We start from the raw sequence: 24,465 nt of genomic DNA, 5'->3' as shown, positions 1-24,465 counted from the left end.
TGTCATCCTGAGCGCAGCGAAGGACCTTCTCACGTTGCATCGGAAGTCGTTTCAACGTGAGAAGGTCCTTCGCTGCGCTCAGGATGACAGATGGCGTGAACCCAAAGAAAAAATTCCGCGTTAATCGGAAAAATTTCCCTACGTTCGACCTGTCAAACCACCACACCTATGGCTGCCACTGCTCATCCTCCGAAAATTACCGCCACCATGCCCGCGGCCCTGCGCAAGAAGTGGGCAGCCTGGGGGCAAGCGGGCCAAGATGCGTTTGCCTTGGTAATGGAAGCGCGCAAAGGGGTGCCGGCCGCCACGGCATTTGAGGTGGCGGAAGCCTTTCAGCTGCAGGCTAACGAGCTGGAGGCCATCTACGAGCTATCCACGAAAACCCTGCGGACGTATTCGCAGGAAAAGAAAACCCTGAGCGCAGCCAGCAGCGAGAAGACCCTGAAGATTATCAGCCTCTATAACCTGGGGCTGGAAGTATTCGGGGAGGCGGCCGCGTTTCTGCGGTGGCTGGATAAGCCCGCCCACGGCCTCGACCAGGAAGTACCCTTGCGGCTGCTGGAAACCAGCGGCGGCATTGACCTGGTGGCCGAGGAACTGACCCGCATTGCCTACGGCGACTTATCCTAGCCCCTCCGGTATGCTGGTATACCGCATCTGCTTGGCCAAATACGCCGATGACCTGTTTGCCTCCGGCTACCGGGCGCGCTGGAATTACAAAGACCAGTTCGTGATTTACACGGCCTCGTCGCGGGCCCTAGCCTGCCTTGAGAACGTAGTGCACCGAAGCGGAGAGGGGCTCAACGACCAGTTCCGGGTGTTGGTGATTGACGTGCCCGACGATCTGATAATTGAGGAAATAGACCTAGCTCAGCTACCCAAAAACTGGGAGAAGGCCAGCCGCTACGCCCTCTGTCAGCCCCTGGGCGCGGCCTGGTACGCGGCACGCCAGTCGGCGGTGCTGCGGGTGCCTTCGTCCATCATTCCGCAGGAGCACAACTACATCCTCAACAGCCGCCACCCCGAGTTCAAGCGTATTCAGATAGTAGGGCGAGAAGAATTCAGCTTTGACGCGCGCATTAAAGCCGTTGATGTAGGGTAGAGGTTATAGAGACGCATATTAGCCTCTTGACGCCAGAACAACCGATACTAGCTGTCATTCCGACGCAGGAGGAATCTGAGTTACTCTCTTGAGTTCGACCCAGATTCCTCGCTTTGCTCGGAATGACAATCTAAACCACGAATAAGACGCGAGCACGCGCCTTGACCACCGAAGCGGGAGCAATGCCCAACACGCCGGAGCAACCTTACAACCACCAGTTCACTTTCCCCGGGCTCACCCTCCCGGACCTGACCAGCGCCATCATTGAGCAGCACCACGGTGCCGAAGTAGCGCCGGAGGGCCGGGCGCTGAACGCGGTGGCCCCTGAGGAGTTAACTATTAATCAGGGGAGGTTTAGCTTGGGCGGAGGGGTAGGCCCTGAGGTGACGGTAGACCAGAATATGGACCTGGTACTGCAATGCACCTGCGCTGCCCCGGCCGGGCACTTGTGTGCGCACGAGGCCCTGGTACTGCTGGCCCTGGTGCAGCGCCGGGAGCTGCGGATCTTCTTTGATGCTCCGTTGCGCCAGAACCGGCTCCGGGCCGTAGCGCGGGACTACGGGCTGGAGCAGCAACCCGACCTCGACGAGCATTTCCAGCTAACCTACGCCGAAGGGCAAACCAGCATTACGCCCCGGCAGCCGGAGCTGCTACCCCTTACGGCCGCCAGTAAGCAGGAGCTGGTGCGCCAACTGCTGCCCGAAAAGCGGCAACTACCCTCGGCCCCGACTGCCGCCACGCGCGCCGTACTGCTCACCCGCCACCGCTACTACGGCCACCTGACGCTGCAACTTATCGAAGCCGAAACCACCGCCGCGGGCAAGCTGAAAAACCCGCTGACTACTCTGAACCCGCTGGATGGGCTCTGGAATATTCAGGACCCCGAGGTGCTCAAGTTTTACACTGGCTTGGCGCGCTTCCAGCATAATTACGAGGAAGAACGGTCGGCGCAGGCGCTGGAGGCGTTGCGGGTGGTAGTGAAAAATCCGTTGGCACTGCCCGTGTATGCCCACCAGGCCGCCCAAGGCGAGAAACCCACGGCCCAGTCGGTAGTGCCGGTGTGGGTGCACCGGGCCCGGTTGGAGCTGCGCCTGCTGGTGACCGAGCAGGGCGAGTTTTACCGGGTGTCGGGCCAGCTCAGCGTGCTGGATCAGCTGCTGGATTTGAAAGACGTAACCATTCGCTACGACTATTTCGTGGCTGTGCACGACAACTTGTACCTGCTTGATGATTTGGACGTGTGGCGGGTGGTGGAGTTTTTCAAAAAGCGCAGCAACACCCTGCTGCTGCACCAGAGCAAGTTTCCGGAATTTCAGCAGGACGTGCTGGCCGGCCTCGAAGACAAGCTTCACATCCACTACACCTATGTGCGGCCTGCCACCTTCCAGCAGCTGACCCTGGGCGGCTACGATGAAGCACCCAAGGCGCTGCTCTACCTTTCCGAGGCAGGCGCGCACGTAGAGGTGCTGCCCGTGATGCGCTACGGCGAGCGTGAAGTGTCGGTGCTTTCGCGCAAGCAACTCCAGGACACCGACGCGCTGAGCCAAGTCTTTGCCGTGACTCGTGACGCGGCGGCCGAAACCCGGCTGCTAAAGGCTCTGCTGCGCCACTACCCCCATTTCGAGGAGCAACTCCACCTCGATGCCCTGTACGTGTCGAAAAAGCAGTTTCTGGACGAGGATTGGTTTCTGGAGGCCTTCGAAGACTGGCGCACCCAGGGCATCACCATTCTGGGCTTCAACCAGCTCAAGGGCAATAACCTCAACCCGCATAAGGCCCGGGTTACGGTGCAGGTGAGCCGGGAAACAAACTGGTTTGACACCAAACTGGGCGTGCGCTTTGGCAAGCAGCACGCCACCTTGCCCCAGCTTTACCAGGCCGTGCGCAACCAGCGCCGCTACGTCACCCTCGACGACGGCACCCGCGGCATCCTACCCCAGGAGTGGCTCGATAAGTTCACCCGCTACTTTGCCGCCGCGGAGGTGGTAGAAGACCAGTTGCGCACGCCCGCCGTCAACTTCGCGGCCGTGGAGGAGCTGTATCAGCCGGAGGAACTGATTGCCGAGGCCCGCGCCCAACTCGCCGACTACCGCGCCGCCCTGGCTGATTTTGGCGGCATCCAAGCCGCGCCCGTGCCCGCCGGGCTGCAGGCTACCCTGCGTGACTACCAGCGCCAAGGCCTGAACTGGCTAAATTTCCTGGACACCTTCAACTTCGGGGGCTGCCTGGCCGATGATATGGGCCTGGGCAAAACCCTGCAGGTATTGGCGTTTCTGCTGCTTCAGCGCGAAAAAGGGGAGCGGTCCGCCAGTTTGGTGGTCGTGCCGACTTCTCTGGTGTTTAACTGGCAGGCCGAGGTAGCGAAGTTCGCGCCCACGCTGCGGGTGCACACCCTGCATGGAGCCAGCCGCACTAAGCACGCCGCCGAGTTTGACGGTTACGATATCGTGCTGACGACCTACGGCACGCTGGTGGCCGACGTGCGGGCCCTGCAGAGCTACCACTTCAACTATGTAATTCTGGACGAGGCCCAGGCCATTAAAAACCCGGATTCCCAGCGCTACAAGGCGGCCCGCCGCCTGCAGGCCCGCAACCGGCTGGTGCTCACGGGCACGCCCCTGGAAAACAACACCTACGACATCTACGGGCTGCTGTCCTTTGCCTGTCCGGGCTTGCTGGGCAGCCGGGCCCACTTCAAGGCCCACTTTGCTACCCGCATTGATAAGTTCAAGGACGACAGCCAGGCCCGCGCCTTGCAGCAGAAAATCCGCCCCTTTGTGCTGCGCCGCACCAAAGCCCAGGTAGCCCCCGAGCTGCCCGACAAAACCGAGATGGTGCTCTACTGCGACATGGGCCCCGAGCAGCGCCGGGTGTACGAGGCCTGCAAGGAAGACTACCGCAACCTGCTGCTGGGCCGCCGCGAAGACGTGCTCGGCAAAGACCACATGCACTTGCTGCAGGGCCTCACGCGCCTCCGGCAAATCTGCAACTCGCCCGCCCTGCTCCCCGACGGGCCCGATTACGGGGCGGCCTCGGCCAAGCTGGAAGTGTTGCTGGAAGAGCTACAGAGCCACGCGCCCCAGCACAAAATTCTTATTTTCTCCCAGTTCGTGGGCATGCTCGACCTGATCCGGCCCATGCTGGAAGCCCACGACATTCCCTACCAGCAGCTCACCGGCCAAACCCGCCACCGCGCCGCGGCCGTGCAGGAGTTCCAGCAAAACGAGCAGGTGCGGGTGTTTCTCATCAGCCTGAAAGCCGGGGGCACCGGCCTCAACCTTACCGAAGCTGATTATGTGTACCTGGTGGACCCCTGGTGGAACCCCGCCGTGGAAAACCAGGCCATCGACCGCGCCTACCGCATCGGGCAAACCAAGAAGGTAGTAGCCGTACGCCTGATTTGTCCGCGCACCGTGGAGGAGAAAATCATGCAGCTCCAGGAAACCAAGCGCGAGCTGGCCCAGGACCTCATCCGCACCGACGCGGCCCTGCTGAAAACCCTCTCGAAGCAGGAATTGCTGGAGTTGTTTGATTAGGCCAGAAGGGTTAGACGCTGGGTCGGGGGTAGGAAAGAACGACCCGGTCCGAAGTAGCTTGCTATTGCCCGAAAATCCGCAGCTTTACACTCCGCCCATTTACTACCCCTGCCTCATGCCCGAAACCCCCACCATGCAAGTGCTCGACATTATTGTTATGTCACCGAAAGAAGTTTTCCTGGTAGGTCGGCTCGAAGGGCCCATGAAGCCCGGCCCATGGGAGTTGCGCCTAAATGAAGAGGTAGTAGCCACCCTGGACATCACCGGCGAGGCCCAGATTGAAGCCGGCCGCAAGGGCAAGCTCCAACCGCCCCGCGTAGCTGTGAGCCGCACGCCCGTCGAAAAAAGCCGCTTCGATTTCACGCGCGACGAGGTAACGCTGGTGCGCCAGGGGTAGGGGGCTACTAAAATTTGCGGACTGTGTCGTGTAGTCCGTAGGGGGACTAAAATAAAATGTGGGAACAGGGGTACGAAAAAAATCAGCATCGACTATGTGTTGCCGGCCGCAATAATGCTGTAGTTTTGCATCGTGCTTCAATCAAAAAACCTGTCGACGAAGCGCGGAACCCTGCTCGGCAAGGAACCGCGAGTGGACCAGAAGGTCTTCGCCACCATCGGTTTTTTCGATTTTACCTCTGGTATTTCTGTTGTTTTTTCTGGGTGTTGCCCCGCTGCCGTTTCGGATTTCGAAACGGTTTTTTTATGCCCATTGAGTTCGTCGGCTGCTGCCCCGCGGTCAATGCATAGCGCTAGGGCTGAACTCAAACCTATTCTGGCCGACGCCGCCCTTGCGCCCAAGCGGTGCCGCCGCCACCAGCGCCCCGGTCCGCACCGGCAGTCCGTTGCTCCGTCAGGGGTAGTGGCAAAACAGCTTTCACCCCGTTCGTTTTAGCTAGATAACTTCACTTTTCCTCAGCTTCGGTATGGCACGTAAAGACCTGCTCGACATTGCATCCCTTCACCGCGAGGAAATCGAGTTCCTGCTCGACCAATCCACGTCTTTTAAGAAGTTGTTCACCCATTCGGTGAAGAAAATCCCGGCGCTCGAGGGCAAGTCGGTGCTCATGCTGTTCTACGAGGCCAGCACCCGGACGCACTCTTCCTTCGAGGTGGCGGCCAAACGCCTCTCGGCGGAGGTCACGAATTTCGACGTCGCTCACTCTTCCATCAGTAAGGGTGAGTCGGTGCGCGAAACCATTGAAACGCTCCAGGCCATGCGCACCGACTACATTGTGGTGCGCCACAGCCACCCCGGCCTGCCCGGCATGATTGCTCGCCAGACCACGGCCTCCGTCATCAATGCCGGCGACGGCGCGCACGAGCACCCCACCCAGGCCCTGCTCGACGCCTTCACCATCCGGGAGAAATTCCCCGACCCCAGGGGCAAAAAAGTCCTCATCATCGGGGATATTCTGCACTCCCGCGTTGCGCGCTCTACCAGCACCCTGCTGCAAAAGCTGGGCGTGGAGGTGGCCTACCTCGGGCCGGGCTCCCTGGTACCCAAGTACGTGCCGGAAAGCATCCGCCGCTTCACCGACTACGAGGCCGCCATGGCCTGGGCGCCCGATGTGGTGTACCTGCTGCGGGTGCAGATGGAGCGCCAGGACGTGCAGTTTTTCCCCAGCGTCCGGGAATACCACCGCGTGTACGGCATCACTACGGCCCGGCTGGCCGAAATCCGCGACCGGGGCCTCTACATCATGCACCCTGGTCCCGTGAACCGGGGCGTGGAGCTCTGCGACGCCGTGATGGACTACGAGCGCAGCCTTATCACCAACCAGGTCGAAAACGGCATTTCCGTGCGCATGGCCGTACTCGACTGGCTCACGCCGGGCGGGGAGTTTCCGCGCCAACAGGCCTATGCCGCCCCGCAGCGAGCTTCTGCGTCGGTGGTGCTGCCCTAAGCCTGAGCTAGGCCACCCCATTCTGCTCTTTCCCTTGTTTCTTCCCTACCCCTAAGCGGTTTACCGAACCCACTACCCACTTCATGCTTCTCCTTCAAAACGCCCGCATAGCCTCCGAAAACTCACCCGCACTACTCGAGGGCGATGTCCTGATTGTCGAAGGAAAAATCCAGGATATCGGCAACAGCCTGGCCATTCCCGAGGGTGCGCGGGTCATCGACGCGCGCGGCCGTATTCTGATGCCGGGCATGTTTGATGCCCACGTTCATTTCCGCGCCCCCGGCTTCGAGAACAAGGAAACCATTACCACGGGCAGCGAGGCGGCCATCAACGGCGGCATTACCGGCGTGGTGATGATGCCCAACACCCGCCCGGCCCTCGACTCGGCTTCTGCGGTGGCCTCCGTGCTGGAAAATGCCCGCGACCGGGCCCGCATTCCGGTCTATACTTCCGGCTGCGTCACCAAGAACCGCGAGGGCAAGGAGCTGGCGGAAATCGAGGGTATGCGTGAGCTGGGGGTGAAAATGCTCACCGACGACGGCGACACCACCAGCGACCCGGCCGTGCTGCTGCGGGCCATGCAGTACGCCACCGAGTTCGGGATGTTTTTCGCCAGTCACTGCGAGGTGCCGGAGCTGGCCGGACCGCGCGCCCTCAACGAAGGCGTGATTAGCTACCGCCTCGGCATCAAAGGCTCACCGGCCTGCGCCGAGGAAATCATCATCGACCGCGACATCCGGCTGGCCCGGGCGGCGGGCGCGCACGTTCACATTCAGCACGTTTCCAGCAAGGAAGGCATGGAAACCATCCGCTGGTGGAAATCCAGGGGCGATGTAAAAGTGACGGCGGAAGTGGCCCCCCACCACCTGCTGTTCACCGACGAGCACATCGGCGACTACGACACGAACTACAAAATGAACCCGCCCCTGCGCACCCAGGCCGATTGCGACGCCCTGCTCGAGGGGCTTAAGGAAGGCGTCTTCGACCTCATTGCCACCGACCACGCCCCGCACACCCCATTTGAGAAAGCCCAGGATTTCATCAGCGCCCCCAACGGCATTACGGGCCTGGATACGGCCTTGGTGTCGCTGCATCACTTCTTCGTGGAGCCCGGCAAATTCGGGTGGGATTTGGTGGTGAAGCGCTACTCAGCGGAGCCGCGCCGCCTGATGGGCCTGCCGGTCCCCACTATCGAAGTCGGCCAGCAAGCCGAGTGCGTCTTGTTCGATCCGGAAGCAGAAACGACCTTTACGCGGGAATTCATGAAATCGAAGTCCCAGAACACCCCCTTCATCGACCAAACCCTGAAGGGCCGCGTGGACCTGGTGATTTTAGGTGCAGAAGTTCTGCTGGAGCGGTAGAAGTTTGAGCCTAGCTGAAGAAAGAACGTCATGCTGAGCACAGGCGCAGCCGTAGTCGAAGCATCTCTACCGCTTCGTTACTTATTTCAGATGATGTCGTTACGTCCTCAAAATCACTGACTAGATGCGTCATTCAGATTTGCCCGAACGTTGGAAAACCAAGCTGCAAGATTACCTAACTGCAAAAGGTAGTAATCGTGAAACGCTCAGTGCTTCTGACTTCCCGGCTGAGAGCATGGTGCACATTGAGTTCGAGGATGACTCAAAGATTGAGTTCAGATATGCCTTCGCCATTGAGGCGCCTGAATTAAAGGAAATAGCCGTTTTTACTGAACATTGCGGCTACCATCTATTCCAATTGCATAAGGGTATGACCATAAAAACAGAGAAGCAGTAGAGATGCTTTGACCTCCCTCAGCATGACGACTAAATAATTTCAATGAATACTCCTTCCTCCCCCAATACCCCCAAACCCCTAATTGGCGTGGTCATGGGCTCCAGCAGCGACTGGGACACCATGCAGCACGCCGTGCAGATTCTCACGCAGTTCGGCGTGGCTCACGAGGCCCGCGTAGTGTCGGCCCACCGCATGCCCGATGACCTGTTTGCTTACGCCGAACAAGCTGGCCCGCGCGGCTTGCAGGCCATTATTGCCGGCGCGGGTGGGGCCGCCCACCTGCCGGGCATGCTGGCCGCCAAAACCACTGTGCCCGTGCTGGGCGTACCGGTGGCTAGTCGGCATTTGCAGGGGGTAGATTCGCTGCACAGCATCGTGCAGATGCCCAAAGGGGTGCCCGTGGCTACATTTGCCATTGGCAATGCCGGGGCAGCCAACGCGGCTCTATTCGCCGTCAGCATGCTTGCCCTGCACGACCCGGCTTTGGCAGCTAAGCTGCAGGCGTTTCGCGCCGAACAAACCGAAGCCGCCCGCGCCATGACTCTGCCCGTATGAGCGCCACTAGCAACGCCGGAACTATGACCCCGATTTTTCCGGGCAGTAAGGACGCCGCCGGCCGCCGGGCCACCTTGGGGGTAATGGGCGGGGGCCAGCTGGGCCGGATGTTTGTGCATGCTGCCCAGCGCCTGGGGTACTTCACCGCTGTGCTGGACCCCGACGCGCAAAGTCCGGCCGGACTGGTGAGCCACCACCACATCCAAACCGATTACAACGACCCGGCCGGCCTGGCCCAGCTCGCCGACCTGTGCCAGGCCATCACCACCGAGTTTGAAAACGTGCCCGCCCAGGCCCTGCAAACACTGGCTCAGACCCGGCCCGTAGCACCGGGCGCGGCCGTGGTGGGCATTGCCCAAGACCGCATCGAGGAAAAAGCCCACTTCGCCGCCTGCGCCGACATTTCGGGGGTAACCTGCGCGCCCTACGCCGTGATTGAAACGCCGGCCCAGCTACAGGCTATCCAGGAGAACCGGGCTGATTTGCTGCCCGGCATTCTGAAAACCGCCCGCATGGGCTACGACGGCAAGGGCCAGGTCCGTGTCAAGACTGCCCATGAGCTGGCCGCCGCCTGGGCGGAGCTGGGCAGCGTGGCCTGCGTGCTGGAAAAGATGCTGCCGCTTACCGCCGAGTGCTCGGTGCTGGTGGCCCGTGGCTGGGATGGGCAAGTCGTGAGCTATGCCCCGCAGCGCAATGTGCACGTAGCTGGCATTCTAGCCGTTACCCACGCCTACGAAGGCGCTATGCCGCCTGCCCTGGCAACTAGTGCCCGCGACGCGGCCGTGGCCATTGCGCAGCACTTGGGCTACGTCGGGATGCTGTGCGTTGAGTTTTTTGTGGTGAACGACGGCAGTGCGCACGGCGGCCTGGTGGTGAACGAAATGGCCCCGCGCCCGCACAACAGCGGCCACTACACTCTGGATGCCTGCAACGCGTCGCAGTTTGACTTGCAGGTGCATGCTATGGCGGGCCTGCCCTTGCCGCAGCCGCGCCAGCATTCCCCGGCCATCATGCTGAACCTGCTGGGCGAGGTGTGGTTCGACGCCAGCGGGCAGCAACGCGAACCGGACTGGCAAGCCGTGCTGAGCCTGCCGGGCACCCACCTGCACCTGTACGGCAAGGCCGAAGCGCGCCCAGGCCGCAAAATGGGCCACCTCACCATTACCGGCCCGGACGTTGCTAGCGTCAAAACCGTAGCGCGGCGTGCCGCTGGTCTGCTCAGCTTACCCGGCCTGGATACCATTTAGCAGTCTTTCAACCTGTTGCTCGCTACTCTGGTCTGCTCCCGGAGCCTGGTTAGGGTAGCGAGCAATACGCATTTCCAGGCTGGGCGCCGGGGTAGCTTCACTTCTATAATTTCTCCCCTAAAGAAAACCGGAGCCAGAGGGTAAAGCGAATTACCAGGCCATGGAGGAGGGAGGAAAAGTAAGGCTGAGTAGGCAGGATAACGGAAAGCCTAAGTGGTTCATAGTGCGCCAGGGGTAGAGCCGCGCTGGCTGCTAGCGCTGCTGCAGGAACCGTAGTACAGCTTTATTAAATGCCTCCGGGGCCTCTTGGGGCGCGTAGTGGGTAGCGTTGGGGAAGATAATCAACTCACTTTTGGGCAAGGCCTTCGCCAGGGCCCGGGTATGCGCTTCCAGAATCACATCGTGCTGACCGGCCATAACCAGGGTAGGAGCTGCTACCCCCTGCAGCTCGGCAAACGTCAGGTAGGGCTCTTGCAGCAGGATGCGCAGTAAGCGCGTACGGTTCAGGTCCTGCGCCGGGAGTTGCTGCTCTTCCCGCCGCTGCCGGCGCAAGAAAGCCAGGAAATCGGGCTCAATGGCCTCAGGAGTTGGGAATAGATTGGCGCCCATAATGGCCAGGCGCCGCACGTACGCGGGGTGGCGGAGCGCCAGCGTGAGGGCGGTATTGCCCCCGTCGCTCCAACCCAGGATATCTACTTGGCGCAAGCCCAGCGAGTCGAGCAGTTGGCGCGTATCCTCGGCAAACAGGTCGTAGGTGAAGTCGGCGGTAGTGTGGTCCTGGCTGCGGCCCTGGGCGCGGGTGTCCACGGCAAGTACCTCGAAGTGGCGAGCCAGCTCGCCGATCTGCCGCTGGAACGCGGCAATAGACTGGCCGTTGCCGTGCAGGAGCAGGAGTGGGGTGCCCTTCCCGTACCGCTCGTAGTACAGCCGCCCGCCCTTCACGGCTACGTAATGGCCCGCTTGCGCATTCTCGCCGTAGTGCTGAGGGTTGGAGAGGTTAGGCAGGGTAGGCGCCGCGAGGTAGCGCAGATACCGCAGGCTGTCGGGTAGTTCGTAGTCAGGAGCAGGGGTAGTGGGCGCGGCTTTACTGGAGCTGTAAGAGTCGGCGGTGAGGTAGAAGCTGAGGTAGCCGGATTTCTGCTGCCACGCTGCCTGGCTTTTGTTGCGGGTCAGGATGCTGTGGCCCGGCGTGGGCACCGCCGATACCCCAAAGGCCTTCGGGCTGCCTTCCAGGGCCTCGCTCTGCAGCCACTGAATGGTTACGGCTACCTCCCGCTGGCCCTGCAGCTGCACCTGGTAGGGCGACAGATCCACCCGCACCCAACCGCGGGGCTGGGTCACGTCGAAGCGTACATCCTGCCGGAGCAGGGGCTGGTCGGGCAGGCCGGCTTTCACCCTGTACAGGTTCAGCCGGAACTTCACGGACTTGAACCGGTTGAAGGCAACGTGCATGTTGAAGTCGCGCAGGCGGCAGTCTTTATCAATGCCAATGATGGTGCCCTGCTCTTTGGCCAGGGCGTCGCTCACCAGATCGGCCTCGGTGTACAGGCTGGCCCCCATGAGCGTGGAGCTGCTGGTGCGGCCAAATGTCTTGGTTTTCACCTTGCCCGGCCGCACCGTCACGGCCGCCAGACTAACGCCGCTGGGGCGTAGGCGCACTACCTGTCCGGTGGCCTGCAACGTAGCCGCGGAAACGGTGGCCGACTGGTAGCCCACGCACGAAACAACTACGGGTTCAGCTAGGTCGGTGGGGGTAGTAAACCGGAAACGCCCCTGTTCATCGGCCACAGTCCCGAGCGGCTTGCCCGATACGCCTACCGAGGCAAAGGGCACCGGTGCCTGGGTCTGCGCATCCAGCACGGTACCTTGCAGCAGGGTTTGGGCAAGTAAACGGGGGGTAGTAACCAGGCTCAGCAGGCAGAGTAGATAAGTAAACAGACGCATGGAAAGGAGGTAGGGAGTTGGCTAAGGGAGCCGCCCGGCGAGCGGAAGGTTGCCTTTAGCTACCCAAGCACCCGGTTTGGCTTAGTGTCGCTCCTCGTTGCGTGCCGAGCTTAGATCCAGCAAATACTCACAGGCTTTGCGGAAACCGTCAGCCTCATCTGGGCTGTAGCGAAATACCATGTGGTAGCCGCTGGCTTGGTGGGATTCTAAGACCCAGTAGGCGCCATCGAGCATGTCAGGGCTAGATTGACAAGCCGGAAGTAGTTGAAAATGGGAGTCTTGAAGCAGGGTGTGAAAGTGTTGTTCTTGCTCCAGTGTAACTGCTACAGTAGTTTCTTGGGCGATTACCTGAACAGCTGGTTGGTTTTTTTCCGCCAACTGGTGTTGAATTTCGGGATCTTGCTGTTGAGCTTTGTGTTCAGCGCGAAGTTTTTCAAGCTGAGTCGGAGTAGAATTAGGCAAGGCAAAAATAATTTCACTCAGCTTGGTCTTCGGTAAAATGGCCCATTTTGTAAGTAACTGCGTGCGAAGTATACTGCCATCGGGGCGGTGTTGTAATGTGAGCAATACTGGGCGCTGGAAGGAGCGCAACCACAGGAAACGGTAGGTGTCGGTGCCTAGGTAGTAGTTGGAAAGTACCGGCGCCCCAAAGCAATAGAGATTTTCAGAAGCCGCTTTCATGCTTAACCGACACGTTTCTCTATGTTCGTCGAATGGCTGATTATCTACGCTTAATTTCGAACTCCTATCCTTTAGAGCATATTCGGCATCAAGCCACGTGGCCGCCGGAAAGTAAAACGTAGTAGAGTCCCGCGGTCTGCCCTGCGCATCGGAAATGGCGGGGTTTTGCGGGTAAGCAGGGGTAGGAGAAGCAGGGGCGGAGCACCCCCCGAGGCAGAGGCCGATAAGCCCGGTTAACAAAGCAGAATAGAACCGTTGCATAGAGCTATATAGGAAATAGGTTCTCTGAACACGGCAGAATCCTCGGGTTTTCTACACTAGACCAGCCGCGTACCGACTTAAAATCGGTTGAGCTTTTCACTACATTTAGCGGCGCCAGTAGCAGTCCAAACACGCTCTAACAACTAAGTAGCGCTATTGGTAAGGGAAGTAACTAGCTCTGATTTTTACCGGAAATAAAGATGAACAAGTATTTGCACTACGGGACTTTGCTTCTCTTAAGCGCAGCAATGCTAAGCGCTTGCCAAACAACGGTGGATGAGGAACAGAAAGGCGTTTTTATTATTACCAATCAGTCCGGCCAGGACCTTGAGCTGAAAATATACAGCACCGGAAACCGCCAGCAATTGCCCTTGATTCTGCGGTTGCCTAATACCACAAGCGTAGAGCGTGTGAGCTATGGCGGGGCGGGCAATATTGCGTATCCGGAGCTGTTTTCGCAGGGTGATTCCGTTCGGCTACTATTCCAGGACGGAAAGCAATTGCTGCACTATTGCCCGCAGGCCCAGCAAACCGGCGGCCAGTGCCTGCCATTGCGTAATCTTCTGGCATTGAATCAATACCAAGTGGAGGCCTTGAGTGAGCAAACCAGCCGGTTCAGCTACACGATAACCGCTGCGGACTACGCTTTGGCGCGTTAGCAGTCAGGTGACAATAAGGTGAGACGAGAGGAGAAACCTGAGGCGCTAGCCCACTTAGGTACACCAAACCGACCGCGCACCGCGTTACCACCGGCAAAAAGGGCCGTTTCCGGGCAACCTCGGCCGAACTTTTCGCTACTTTTGGCTGCTTCCCGGTGCCCTGGCGGCGCCGGCCTCCCTTGTGCGTAACGCTTTCTGATGAAACTATTCCCCCGCCTGGCGCTGGCCGCCTCCCTTTCCGCTGCCGCCCCCCTGGCCGCGCAGGCCCAGCAAACGCAGGTGTTCACCGCCGACGAACGCCACTACCAGGAAGGCCTCGAACTCTTCGACCGCGGCAAGTACGGCGCGGCCCAGCAAGCCTTCCAGCGCTACCTCGACCAAACCCAGCGCCGCACCGGCGAACTGGCCCCCGGCCGCACCACCGATGCCGAGTACTACTACGCCGTGTCGGGTCTGTACCTGTTCCACCCCGATTCGGAGTCGCGCATTCTGGCTTTTGCCACCAACAACCCGGCCCACCCCAAAGCCGCGCAGGCCTATTTCGAGCTGGGGAAGTTCTACTTCGATAAGAAGGACTACGTGAAGGCCATTGACTACCTGCAGAAGGTAGGGCCCGACAACCTTTCCGACGACCAGCGGGCCGAAGCCGAATTCAAGCTCGGCTACAGCTACTTCGCCCAGAAGGAGTTTGACAAGGCCAAGCTGCAGTTCGACCGCAACAAGGCCGGAGCCAGCGAGTACCGCTACGCCAGTTCCTACTACGCCGGCTACCTGGCCTACCGGGCCGGCGACTACGCCGGGGCCCGCAAGGACCTGGCCGTGGCCGAGCAGAACGACGCCTACAAGCCCGTGGTGCCGGCCGTCATGTCGCAGATTTACTACAAGGAAGGCGACTACGAGGGCCTGATTACCTACGGCACCCAGGCCCTGCAGCAAACCCCACCGCCCCAGAGCGCCGACGAGATTCAGCTGCTGGTGGGCGATGCCTATTACCAGAAGGAGGATTTCAAGCAGGCCGCTGAGTACTTCGATAAGTACGCCGCCGGCCGCAAGAACATCGACCCCAAGGTGCAGTACAAAATCGGGTACGCCAACTTCAAGCAGGGCGACTTTAAAGGCGCTATCGGTAGCCTGAAGGGGGTAGCGGCCCGCCGCGACTCCCTGGGCCAGAACGCCGCCTATCACCTGGGCTTGAGCTACCTGAAAACTAGCCAGAAGCCGCTGGCCCTGAATTCTTTCGATGCAGCCCGCAAGGTGACATTTGACAAGGTCATCACGGAAAACGCGACCCTGAAGTACGCCCAGGTAAACTACGAGCTGGGCAACACCCAGGAAGTTATTGCCGCCCTGCGCGACTTCTCGAAGCGTTTCCCTCGCTCCAAAAACCAGGCGGCCGCCGACGACATTCTGAGCGAGAGTTTCCTGAACTCCTCTGACTACGCCCAGGCCCTCAACTACCTCGATAACCTCGACGAGCGGAGCACTAAGCTCAACGCTACCTACCAGCGCGTGGCTTACCTGCAGGCCGCTACCCTCTACAACAACAACCGCTACCAGGACGCGCTGCCGGTACTCGATAAGAGCCTGAAGTACCCCCAGGACGACGCCCTGCGCGCCGCCGCTCAGGTGCTGAAAGGCGAAATTTACAGCTACGGCCAGCAGTACCAGCCCGCCATTACGGCCTACACGGCGGCCGCGCGCACAGCCCGCACCGGCTCGGCCTCCGAAACCGACTTCGACCAGAAAGCCCGCTACGGCCTGGGCTACGCCTACTACAACACCAAGCAGTACGACCGGGCCCGCCAGCAGTTCCAGGCTTGGCTCCAGGACCCGGTAGCCAAGCCCGCCGATCCGAACTACTACGACGTGACCCTGCGCCTCGGCGACACCTATTACGTGGCCAAGCAGTACCCGCAGGCCCTGGAGCAGTACAACAAAGTCATTCAGGCCAACGCCGCCGACAAGGACTACGCCTACTACCAGAAGAGCGTAACGCTGGGGCTAATGGGCCGCCGCGAGGAAGCCAGCAGCACCCTGAGCACCCTGCTGAAAACCTCGCCTACCTCGCGCTACGCCGATGACGCCGTGTACCAGCAGGCCCAGCTCGACTTCGAGGCCGGCTCGTTCCAGCCCGCCGTGGAGGGCTTCTCCCGCCTGATTACCAACCGCCCCAACTCCCCCCTGATTCCACAGGCTCTGCAGAAGCGCGGGGTGGCCTACCAGAACCTGGAGCAGCACGCCAAGGCCGCCGAGGACTTCAAGCGGGTGCTCAGCCAGTATCCGCGCACGAAGGCGGCCGGCAGCGCCATCTACAGTTTGCAGGAAAGCCTGTCGGCTCAGGGCAAAACCGAGGAGTTCGACCAATACCTGGCCCAGTTCAAGCAGCAGAACCCCGACAGCAAGGCCACCGAAAGCGTAGAATTTGAGGCCGCCAAGTCCTTGTATCTGGCGGAGAAGTACGCCCAGGCCATTCCGCGCCTGGAAAGCTATCTGCAGCAGTACCCCAACACCACCCTGGCCGCCGATGGCCGCTACTTCCTGGCCGACGCCTACCTGCGCACGGGCCGCAAAGCCGACGCCCTGCCCCGCCTGAAAGCCGTGGTAGAGGAGGGCAAGAGCGAGTTTGTGAACCGGGCCGTGGGCCGGGTGGCTGATTTGGAGTTTGAAAACAAGAATTACTCCGAAGCGGCCCGCTACTACAGCCGCCTGCGCGAAGTATCCCAGAACAAGCGCGAGGTAGCCAACGCCGGCATCGGGCTGATGAAGAGCTACTACGAGGCCGGCGACCTGGAAGGCACCCGCCGGGTAGCGCAGGAACTGCAGGCTCAGGGTGGGGCTTCCCTCAACGCTACCAACCTGGCCCTGCTGTATATGGGTAAGGCCAGCTACAAAGCCGGCAGCCTGGAGCAGGCCATTGGCGAGCTGACCACGGCGGCTAACACGGCCAAGGATGAGAGCGGGGCCGAAGCTCAGTACCTCATTGCTAGTGCGCTCTACCAGCAGAAAAAATACCCCGAAGCCCTGGACGCGGCCTACAAGAGCAACTCCGACTTCGCCAACTACGACCTGTGGCTGGGGAGGGCCTTCCTGCTGATTGCCGACGTGTACAAGGAGCAGAATGAAATCTTCCAGGCCCGCGCCACGCTCAACTCCATCATCGACAATAAATTCCCGGTAGCGGAAATTGTGGAGGGTGCTAAGCAGCGCCTTGCCGCCCTGCCCGCCGACCCGGCCGCCACGCCGGCCCCAAGCGCGCCCAAAACCCAACCGGGCAAGACTACGCCCGCTACCCCCAAGGCCACGCCCAAAGCCACCACGCCGGCTACCAAACCGGCTACCGGTAAAACCACCAGCAAGCCCGCTACCGGCAAAACGTCGGTGCGCAGTTCCCTGGTGCCGAGCGAGGCCGTGCCCACCGATTCTACAACCAACTCCACGGCCTCACCCCAAGAAGAGTAGCCGACCCTACCGCAATCCGGCATGCAGCGAGCGGGACGGGTTGCGGTAGGGATTTTCCTGAAGTATATGTTCAGGAAGAAGGTTGTAAATCATTCAAAGTCAGAAAATAATAGGAGAGGGGTGGCAAGCAAGAATGAGCCTATGCGCATCATTCAGGACCCGAAGCCCCAAGTCCCCAAGACCCTATATGAAGCATAAACTACTGGCCGCCGCGGCCCTGCTGACTACCACCGTTCCGGCTACGGATGCCTGGGCGCAGAAGACGCGCGGCAAGATTGAGGACGCCGAAATTGAGATTGTGAAGGAGCGGGTGAATGAGCTGCCCGAAGCTACCCGCAACTTCGAGAAAGTAAAGATGGAAGCCCCAGCCAAAACCGGCGAGGCCGTTGGTTACACCTACCCCGATTTCCGCCTCCCGGCCGATAAGCTTAATCCCTCGGTGCGGGTGCTTACCATCCGGCAGGAAGAGCTGGCTCCGCTCACGGGCAACTACCTCAAGGCCGCCCTGGGCAACTACGGCACCGCCTACGGCCGGGCCTACCTGCACAACACCCGCTCCGAAACCGCCTCCTACGGCCTCGACTTCCAGCACCTGTCGTCCTCCCGCGGGCCAGTTGACAAGAAGAACTCCAGCCAGGCCCAAACCAGCCTAGGCCTCAACGGCGAAACCTACAGCGGCCCCGTGGCGCTGGGCGCCAAAATTGACCTGGGCCGGGAGCGGTATAACTTCTATGGTTACAACCGCAACGTAGCCGATTTGCCCACCCAGGACAGCATCAAGCAGGTGTTTAAGCGCGCGGCCATCAAGGTGTACGCCCGCAACCGCGCCCAGGACGCTGCCTTCCAGTACGACTTGGGCCTAGGCTTCAACTACTGGAGCGACTACTACCAGGCCCGGGAAAGCAACGTGTACGCCACCCTGCGCTCCGGCTACCGCCTCGGCGAAACCAGCCGCGTGAGCATCAACGGCGACGTGTCGTTCCTCTCTCATAAGGATTCCCTGACCGTAAGCCGGCCCTTCGTGCAGGTAACCCCCGCCTACGAGGTGACCCTGAACCGGCTGGCGTTGTCGGTGGGCGCTACTCTGGGCTACACCGGCGACACCATCGGCAAGGCCCGGCAGTTCAACGCCTACCCGGCCGTGCGGGTCGCTTACACTGTAACCGAAGATAAGTTCGTGGCCTTTGCGGGCCTCGGCGGCGCCATCCAGCGCGTGACGATGTACGACCTGACCACGGAGAACCCCTGGCTGGCTCCCAATGTGCGCGTGGCCGACACCCGCCGTGGGCCTACCCTCTACTTCGGCTTCAATGCTACCCCGGCCCGGGCCCTGCAGGTAAACGCCCGCGTGACCCTGTCCAACGACCGGAACCTGTACTTCTACAACAACTCCCGCCGCGACTCCAGCAAGTTTGACCTGGTGTACGACCCCAAGGCGACCCAGCTGATTAACGTACACGGCGAAATTATTTACAACGCCGCCGAGCAATTTCGCCTCGGTTTCAAGGCCGATTACAACGGGTACAACGTGAAAACCCTGGCCGAAGCCTTCCACCGCCCAGCCTTCCAATCGGTGCTGTTCGGCACGTATAATCTCTACGACAAGCTCCTGCTAGGCGCCGAGTTGTACACCTATAGTTCGAGCTATGGTACGGGCTACCGGCGGCCCACCACGGTCGGCGTGCCCTTCGAAGCCGTGGTGCGCCCCACCGACACGGTCATCGACCTGAATCTGCGCGGGGATTACCGCATTATGGAAAATCTGTCCATATTTGCTCTGGGCAACAACCTCATCGGCAAGAAATACGAACGATTCCTCAACTACCCCGTGAAAGGAATCAACGTCTTGGCCGGTGTCACCTACGACTTTTAATCTGATCTGAACTTGATGCGGCACGGCACCGGCCATCTGTCATCCTGAGCACAGCGAAGGACCTTATCACGCGAGAACCGCCAACGTACCAGCGTTCCGTTCTCCGCTGATAAGGTCCTTTGCCGTGCCTGGGCTGCTACCTTGGCTCCCGCCGCACCTTCTTCCCACCTCGCCTCCTTCAGCATGCTATCTGACCATATCCGCACCTTGCTCCGGGACCATGACTGCGTCATCATCCCCGATTTTGGCGGCCTGATTGCCGATTATGCGCCCGCCCAGATTCATCCGGTGCGGCACACGTTGGCCCCGCCGACCAAGCGCGTGGCTTTCAACCAGTCCCTGACCCGCAACGACGGCCTGCTGGTAGATGCCCTGAGCCGGGAGCTGAACGTGAGCACCGCCCAGGCCCGCCAACTGGTGCGCGAGGCCGTGGTACGCATGGAAACGGAGCTGGAAACCGGTCAGCGCACCGAGCTGCAAGGGGTAGGCGTTTTCCGCCGGGCCCCCGGTCGCGGCCTGGATTTTGAGTACACCGGCGGTCAGAACCTGCTAAGCGCCAGCTTCGGGCTGCCCGAGCTGGTGTCGCGCCCCGTGCGCGCGACGGACGCCCTGCTGGCCCGCGAGCGGCCCGTGGCCGCGCCCCTGTTGGCTTCGAGCCGCTCGGCACGGGCCGCCCGCGTCTTCCGCGTTATCGGCTCGGTGGCTATTGCCGGGCTGGTACTGTCGGCCAACTACATCTTTGCCGATATGTTCGGCTACCTCCCCGAAAACCTGCGCCTTAACGCCCTGTCGGCTACCACGGCGGAGGCTCCGGCTGCTACCCCCACGCTGGCCGCCAAGCCGGTACTGCGCCAGCAGGCAGACCTAGTGAATACCGCCCGGCCCTCGGAGCTGGCCGCTACGCCCACGCCGGCCATCACGGCCGCCGAAGCCGCTGCCCACGAGGAGTGGGAGAAAGCCGCTACCCCGGCTGCTGCTCCCAAAGCCGCCCTGAAGCCAGCCGCCAAGCCCGTTACTACCCCCGCCAAGGCAGTTAAACCGGTTGCGAAGGCCACAGTACCCGCTTCGGCCCTTAAGCCTGCCGCCACGGTAACCGCCGCCCCGGTACAAACTGTAAAAAGCAAGCCCGCCGCTAAGCCCAAAGCACCGGGTTGGGAAAAAGCGGCCGCTACCAATGCAACCGCCGGGGCCTCGGCCGCGACAATTAAAAGCCGGACGGGCCGTTACTACATCGTGGCGGGCTCGTACACCAGCCTGGCTAACGCCGAGAAGGGCCGCCAGGCCCTGGTGCGCCTGGGCCACCCGGCCCGCGTGATTCTGCCCGCGCCCGGTAGCCGCCAGTACATGCTGTCGGTGGCCGACTTCCCCGACCGGGCTTCGGCCGACCGTCAGGCCAGCATCCTGCGCAAGCGCATGGGCGACCTGTGGATTAAAAACTACTAACCAGAACTTGAATCAGTAACTAGAAAATTTGAATAGCTAAAACGCTCAGGCAGAGTAATAAAAGCCTCGAGTGTTTTAGCTATTCTTTTGCTTCTCACCTCACCCCACGCATGACGCACCTGCTCTCCCTGCTGCTGCAACTCCAGGTTGGCAGCGACGCGGCTCCGGCCGCTTCGCCCGCCGCTGCCGACTCGGCTGCTACCGCAGCCAACGCGGCCGCCAATGCCGCGCCCGGCCTCTCGCTTATCGACCTGATTCTGGCCGGGGGCTGGATTATGGTGCCGCTGTTTCTGCTCTTCTTCGTTTCCGTTTACATCATTCTGGAGCGCTACCTGACCATCCGTAAGGCTGGGGCCGTGCCTGAGTCGTTTATGCCCGGCATCCGGGGGCTGATGGTGAAAGGTGATTTGCAGGGAGCTAAAATGCTCTGCGCCCAGAACCCCACGCCGCTGGCCCGCATGATTGAGAAGGGTATCCGCCGCATTGGCCTACCCCTCAAGGAAATCGAAACCAGCGTGGAAAACGTGGGGAAGATTGAAATTGCCCGCCTCGAGAAGAACATCAACGTGCTGGGCATCGTGGCCGGTATTGCGCCCATGCTCGGCTTTGTGGGTACAATTATTGGCGTAATCAAAATCTTCTATGCCATCAGCTCCACCGGCGACTTCGGTATTGCCCAGATTTCGGGCGGTCTGTACACCAAAATGGTCACCTCGGCGGCCGGCCTTATCGTGGGTATCGTGGCCCATATCGGCTACCACTGGCTCAGCATTATGGTGGAGCGCATGGTGTTCCGCATGGAGAACTCGGCCATCGAGTTCATGGACATTCTTCAGGACAACTAATCAGTTGTCAGTTGCCAGTTACGAGTTGCCAACAGGGGAAAGCCTGAAGTGGTAGCAAAAACAAACTGGCAACTGGCAACCGGCAACTGACAACTCAGCATGGACCTCAGCCGGCGCCGCAAAGTTTCTTCCCACGTCGAGACCAGCTCGATGAACGACATCATGTTCTTCCTGATGCTGTTCTTCCTGATTGTCTCGACGATGGTGAACCCCAATGTTATTAAGCTTATGCTGCCTAACGCCCGCTCGGGCAAGCAGGCCATGAAGCAGCCCATCACGGTTTCCGTGGACGCGGCCGGTAAGTACTTCATTGACCGCCAGAACATCACCCCCGATCAGCTGGAGCCCGAGCTGGCTCGCCGCGTGCAGGGCCTGGAAAGTCCCACGGCCGTGCTGCGCGTAGATGCCTCGCTGAACGTACAGAAGCTGGTCGATATTCTGGAGGTAGGCAACCGCCTCAAGATTAAAATGGTCATGGCCACCCAGGCCCAGCAAGCGTCGGGTAAGTAGGTCGCTACCTCAGCCGGCGGCTCGTGAACCAGCTAAGCGGGTTCGGCCGTTATAGAAAGCAATACAGCGCCCCGTCTGCCGTTTTTCGGAGCGGGGCGTATTGATTACCAGAAGCTGCCAGCTGGCTGTTGCCGGCGGGGTAGCATTCTTAAAAATACAAGTCCCATGGCAACCGAATATCGGGAAGAGCATCGGCGGGAAGCCCTCCTGGGCACGGTGATGATAAATGCGGCGCTGGCTGCCTTGTTCTTCTTTACCGTGTTCAAAGGCCCCGATCCGCCCTTGGAGGAGTTGGCCGGCGGCGACGGGGTAGAGCTAAACTACGGGGTGGATGAGGTCGGCTCCGGCGACATCCAGAGTCAGGCCCCGGCCAACGAGTCGAAGAACCGGGAGGACAGCCGTCCGCCGGCCTCGCAGCCCGACCCCACCCCGCCCCGCCCCGTAGCCCAACCCGACCCCACACCGCCCACTGAGCAGCGGGTAGTCACCAGTGAGGCCGAGGAAAGCCCCGTAACAGTGCCGCCCGTGAAGAAGGTAGCCGAGGCGCCCAGGGAAGAAGTGAAGCCTGAACCACCGCGCCCGAAGGTGGATCAGCGGGCCGTATTTACGCCGCGCGCCAACCGCGCCGATGGGGGTGGTAATGGGGTGAACGGCACCAGCAACGCACCCACCGGCAACAACAACGGCGACAACCCCGGCACCGTGGGTGACAAAGGCGACCCGCGCGGCACTTACGGCGGCACCGCTTATTCCGGCGAGCCGGGCAAAGGCGGCCGCGGCACCAGCCCCGGCAGCGGCGGCCTGGAAATGGCCGGCTGGGCCGTGGTCAGCAAGCCGAATCCGCAGTTCCTGGACAACAATTCCGGCTTCGTGCGCTTCAAAATCAAGATTAACGCCGATGGCGAGGTAGAGTCCGTGACCAAAGTTTCGGGCAACGTGACGCCAGCTCAGGAAAAGGTCTGCCGCGACGCTCTGGAAAATGTGGAGTTCCGCCGCACCAACTCGGCAGAGGGCGGAGCTACCGGGTTCTACACGTTCCGCTTTACCGTTCAGTAAATTTTTCATCCAGAGCGGAGCGAGGAATCTGGGTTACTCACGAGAGGCTAACCCAGATTCCTCACTTAAGCTCGGAATGACAGCCAAAAGCGCCGCTCTACCACGTAGGGCGGCGCTTTTGGCTTTTAATGGTGGGAACACAAAGCAGATGTAGCCGCTTACCTTTGCGGTCTGAATCCTCGCTATGCTACCCATGACTTACCAGCAAACCCTTGACTACCTCTACCAGCAGCTGCCCATGTTTCAGCGGGTAGGGGAAGCGGGGTACAAGCCGGGGTTGGAGCGCACGGAGGCCCTGGCGGCGGCTACGGGCAACCCGGAGCGGAAGTTCAAAAGCGTGCACGTAGCGGGGACCAACGGCAAAGGCAGCTCCTCGAACCTGCTGGCGGCCGTGCTGCAGGCGGCCGGCTACAAGGTCGGCCTCTACACCTCGCCCCACCTCAAGGAGTTTACCGAGCGCATCAAAGTAAACGGCCAGGATCTAGCCCCCGACTACTTGGTGGCTTGGGTGGAACGCTGGCGCGGATACTTCGAGGAGGTGCAGCCCTCGTTCTTTGAAATGTGCGTGGCCCTGGCCTTCGACTACTTTGCCGAGGAGCAGGTGGACATTGCCGTGGTGGAAGTCGGTCTGGGCGGGCGCCTCGATTCCACCAACATCATCCGGCCTCTGGTTTCCCTGATTACCAATATCAGCTTCGACCACCAGAACCTGCTGGGCAATACGCTACCCCTGATTGCCAGCGAAAAGGCCGGCATCATCAAGCCCGGCGTACCGGCCATCATCAGTCAGACCCAGCCCGAGGTAGCCCCGGTGTTCGAGCAGAAAGCTCAGCAGGAAGGCGCCCCACTGCTGTTTGCTGACGCCCTTTACCGCGCCGAGCTGCTGCAGGAGCCTACCCCCGAGGAAGACACCCAACGCCTGCGCCTGACCTACCAGAATGCAACCTATCTGGAAGACGTAGCGCTAGGCCTGGTGGGCGACTACCAACGCCTGAACCTGCCCGGCGTGCTGGCCGTGCTGGATGAGCTGCGCCGCCAGGACTTCGTGATACCCGAAGCAGCCGTGCGCGAAGGACTGCGGGAAGTAGGCCGCCTTACCGGTTTCCGGGGCCGCTGGACTATTCTGGGCCGCCGGCCCCTGGTGGTCTGCGACACGGGCCACAACGAAGCGGGCATTAGATTCATCACCGGGCAGCTAGCGCGGCTGCCGCAGCGGCAGTTGCACTTCGTGCTGGGGGTAGTAAATGATAAGGACGTGAGCAAGATGCTGAACTTGCTACCCCGGCACGCCACGTATTATTTCTGCCAGGCCACCATTCCGCGGGCCTTGTCGGCTGCCGAGCTGGCTGAGCGAGCCGCTGCCGTGGGACTGCACGGCCAGGCGTACGGACCCGTGCCAGCTGCCGTAGCCGCCGCCCGCGCCGCCGCCGCGCCCGATGATGTGGTCTTCATTGGGGGTAGTACTTTTGTAGTGGCCGAAATCGAGGAGCTGTAGCGGCTCTGGCGCTTCTACGTCTCTGCACAAGAAGGTCGCCTGGTTCTCGGTTCTGCTTTCTCAATTCTGAGCACTAGCGGAGGGCTGCTACCCCCGTCGGCTGTTCAAACCTACCCTTTCACTATTTCACCATTTCC

General features: G+C 60.8%; 19 protein-coding genes. 17 read left to right on the top strand and 2 right to left on the bottom strand.

Going from position 1 to position 24,465, the window contains the following annotated elements; genetic code table 11:
* The first annotated feature begins 168 nt into the window (after positions 1-168).
* The 9 genes from parS (at position 169) to GGU46_RS13165 (ending at position 10,102) form a co-directional block, all read left to right on the top strand.
* Positions 169-630: a type II RES/Xre toxin-antitoxin system antitoxin gene (parS, locus tag GGU46_RS13205; RefSeq protein ID WP_246398982.1), complete on the top strand. Its 462-nt coding sequence runs from the start codon at positions 169-171 to the stop codon at positions 628-630.
* 10 nt (positions 631-640) lie between these two features.
* Positions 641-1,102 carry an RES family NAD+ phosphorylase gene (locus GGU46_RS13200; protein ID WP_183403988.1) on the top strand — a complete coding sequence of 154 codons (462 nt, stop codon included), beginning with the start codon at positions 641-643 and terminating at the stop codon, positions 1,100-1,102.
* Between the two features lie 182 nt (positions 1,103-1,284).
* Positions 1,285-4,638, top strand: coding sequence for a DEAD/DEAH box helicase (locus GGU46_RS13195; RefSeq protein WP_183403987.1), 3,354 nt, complete (start codon positions 1,285-1,287; stop codon positions 4,636-4,638).
* Positions 4,639-4,753: 115 nt separating this feature from the next.
* Positions 4,754-5,035 (top strand): hypothetical protein, encoded by a 282-nt coding sequence (locus GGU46_RS13190; RefSeq protein ID WP_183403986.1) that lies wholly within the window; start codon positions 4,754-4,756, stop codon positions 5,033-5,035.
* 526 nt (positions 5,036-5,561) lie between these two features.
* Positions 5,562-6,542 carry an aspartate carbamoyltransferase catalytic subunit gene (locus tag GGU46_RS13185; protein WP_139920943.1) on the top strand — a complete coding sequence of 327 codons (981 nt, stop codon included), beginning with the start codon at positions 5,562-5,564 and terminating at the stop codon, positions 6,540-6,542.
* An 83-nt stretch (positions 6,543-6,625) separates the two neighbouring features.
* Positions 6,626-7,903 carry a dihydroorotase gene (locus GGU46_RS13180; protein ID WP_183403985.1) on the top strand — a complete coding sequence of 426 codons (1,278 nt, stop codon included), beginning with the start codon at positions 6,626-6,628 and terminating at the stop codon, positions 7,901-7,903.
* 124 nt (positions 7,904-8,027) lie between these two features.
* Entirely contained in the window at positions 8,028-8,300 is a 273-nt protein-coding gene (locus GGU46_RS13175; RefSeq protein ID WP_183403984.1) for a hypothetical protein, read from the top strand.
* A gap of 42 nt (positions 8,301-8,342) precedes the next feature.
* Entirely contained in the window at positions 8,343-8,855 is a 513-nt protein-coding gene (gene purE, locus GGU46_RS13170; RefSeq protein ID WP_183403983.1) for a 5-(carboxyamino)imidazole ribonucleotide mutase, read from the top strand.
* A 23-nt stretch (positions 8,856-8,878) separates the two neighbouring features.
* Entirely contained in the window at positions 8,879-10,102 is a 1,224-nt protein-coding gene (locus GGU46_RS13165) for a 5-(carboxyamino)imidazole ribonucleotide synthase (RefSeq protein ID WP_183403982.1), read from the top strand.
* Between the two features lie 252 nt (positions 10,103-10,354).
* Here GGU46_RS13165 and GGU46_RS13160 read toward each other — a convergent pair whose 3' ends face one another.
* Both GGU46_RS13160 and GGU46_RS13155 read right to left on the bottom strand, forming a co-directional pair.
* The gene (locus GGU46_RS13160; protein ID WP_183403981.1) at positions 10,355-12,046 is read right to left on the bottom strand and encodes an alpha/beta fold hydrolase; all 1,692 of its coding nucleotides are present in this window, start codon (positions 12,044-12,046) and stop codon (positions 10,355-10,357) included.
* Between the two features lie 81 nt (positions 12,047-12,127).
* The gene (locus GGU46_RS13155; RefSeq protein WP_183403980.1) at positions 12,128-12,988 is read right to left on the bottom strand and encodes a hypothetical protein; all 861 of its coding nucleotides are present in this window, start codon (positions 12,986-12,988) and stop codon (positions 12,128-12,130) included.
* Between the two features lie 200 nt (positions 12,989-13,188).
* Here GGU46_RS13155 and GGU46_RS13150 point away from each other — a divergent pair, with 200 nt between their 5' ends.
* From GGU46_RS13150 to GGU46_RS13115, 8 genes are all read left to right on the top strand, one after another.
* Positions 13,189-13,647: a hypothetical protein gene (locus GGU46_RS13150; protein ID WP_183403979.1), complete on the top strand. Its 459-nt coding sequence runs from the start codon at positions 13,189-13,191 to the stop codon at positions 13,645-13,647.
* A gap of 198 nt (positions 13,648-13,845) precedes the next feature.
* Complete coding sequence (locus GGU46_RS13145; protein ID WP_246398983.1) at positions 13,846-17,106, top strand: tetratricopeptide repeat protein; 3,261 nt, start codon at positions 13,846-13,848, stop codon at positions 17,104-17,106.
* Positions 17,107-17,293: 187 nt separating this feature from the next.
* On the top strand, positions 17,294-18,979 hold the full coding sequence (locus tag GGU46_RS13140) for a TonB-dependent receptor (protein ID WP_183403978.1): 1,686 nt from the start codon (positions 17,294-17,296) through the stop codon (positions 18,977-18,979).
* A gap of 183 nt (positions 18,980-19,162) precedes the next feature.
* Positions 19,163-20,422, top strand: a complete 1,260-nt coding sequence (locus GGU46_RS13135; RefSeq protein ID WP_183403977.1) for an HU domain-containing protein — start codon at positions 19,163-19,165, stop codon at positions 20,420-20,422.
* A 110-nt stretch (positions 20,423-20,532) separates the two neighbouring features.
* Positions 20,533-21,267 (top strand): MotA/TolQ/ExbB proton channel family protein, encoded by a 735-nt coding sequence (locus tag GGU46_RS13130; RefSeq protein WP_110979255.1) that lies wholly within the window; start codon positions 20,533-20,535, stop codon positions 21,265-21,267.
* 99 nt (positions 21,268-21,366) lie between these two features.
* Positions 21,367-21,777 carry an ExbD/TolR family protein gene (locus GGU46_RS13125; RefSeq protein ID WP_110979256.1) on the top strand — a complete coding sequence of 137 codons (411 nt, stop codon included), beginning with the start codon at positions 21,367-21,369 and terminating at the stop codon, positions 21,775-21,777.
* Positions 21,778-21,942: 165 nt separating this feature from the next.
* Positions 21,943-22,833 carry a hypothetical protein gene (locus tag GGU46_RS13120; RefSeq protein WP_183403976.1) on the top strand — a complete coding sequence of 297 codons (891 nt, stop codon included), beginning with the start codon at positions 21,943-21,945 and terminating at the stop codon, positions 22,831-22,833.
* Between the two features lie 193 nt (positions 22,834-23,026).
* A complete protein-coding gene (locus GGU46_RS13115) occupies positions 23,027-24,328 on the top strand; it encodes a bifunctional folylpolyglutamate synthase/dihydrofolate synthase (protein WP_183404286.1) in 1,302 nt (433 codons plus the stop codon).
* The last annotated feature ends 137 nt before the right edge of the window (positions 24,329-24,465 follow it).

The sequence above is a fragment of the Hymenobacter latericoloratus genome (assembly GCF_014199535.1).
Classification (GTDB): Bacteria; Bacteroidota; Bacteroidia; order Cytophagales; family Hymenobacteraceae; genus Hymenobacter; species Hymenobacter latericoloratus.
This window is presented reverse-complemented; position numbering and strand designations above follow the sequence as displayed.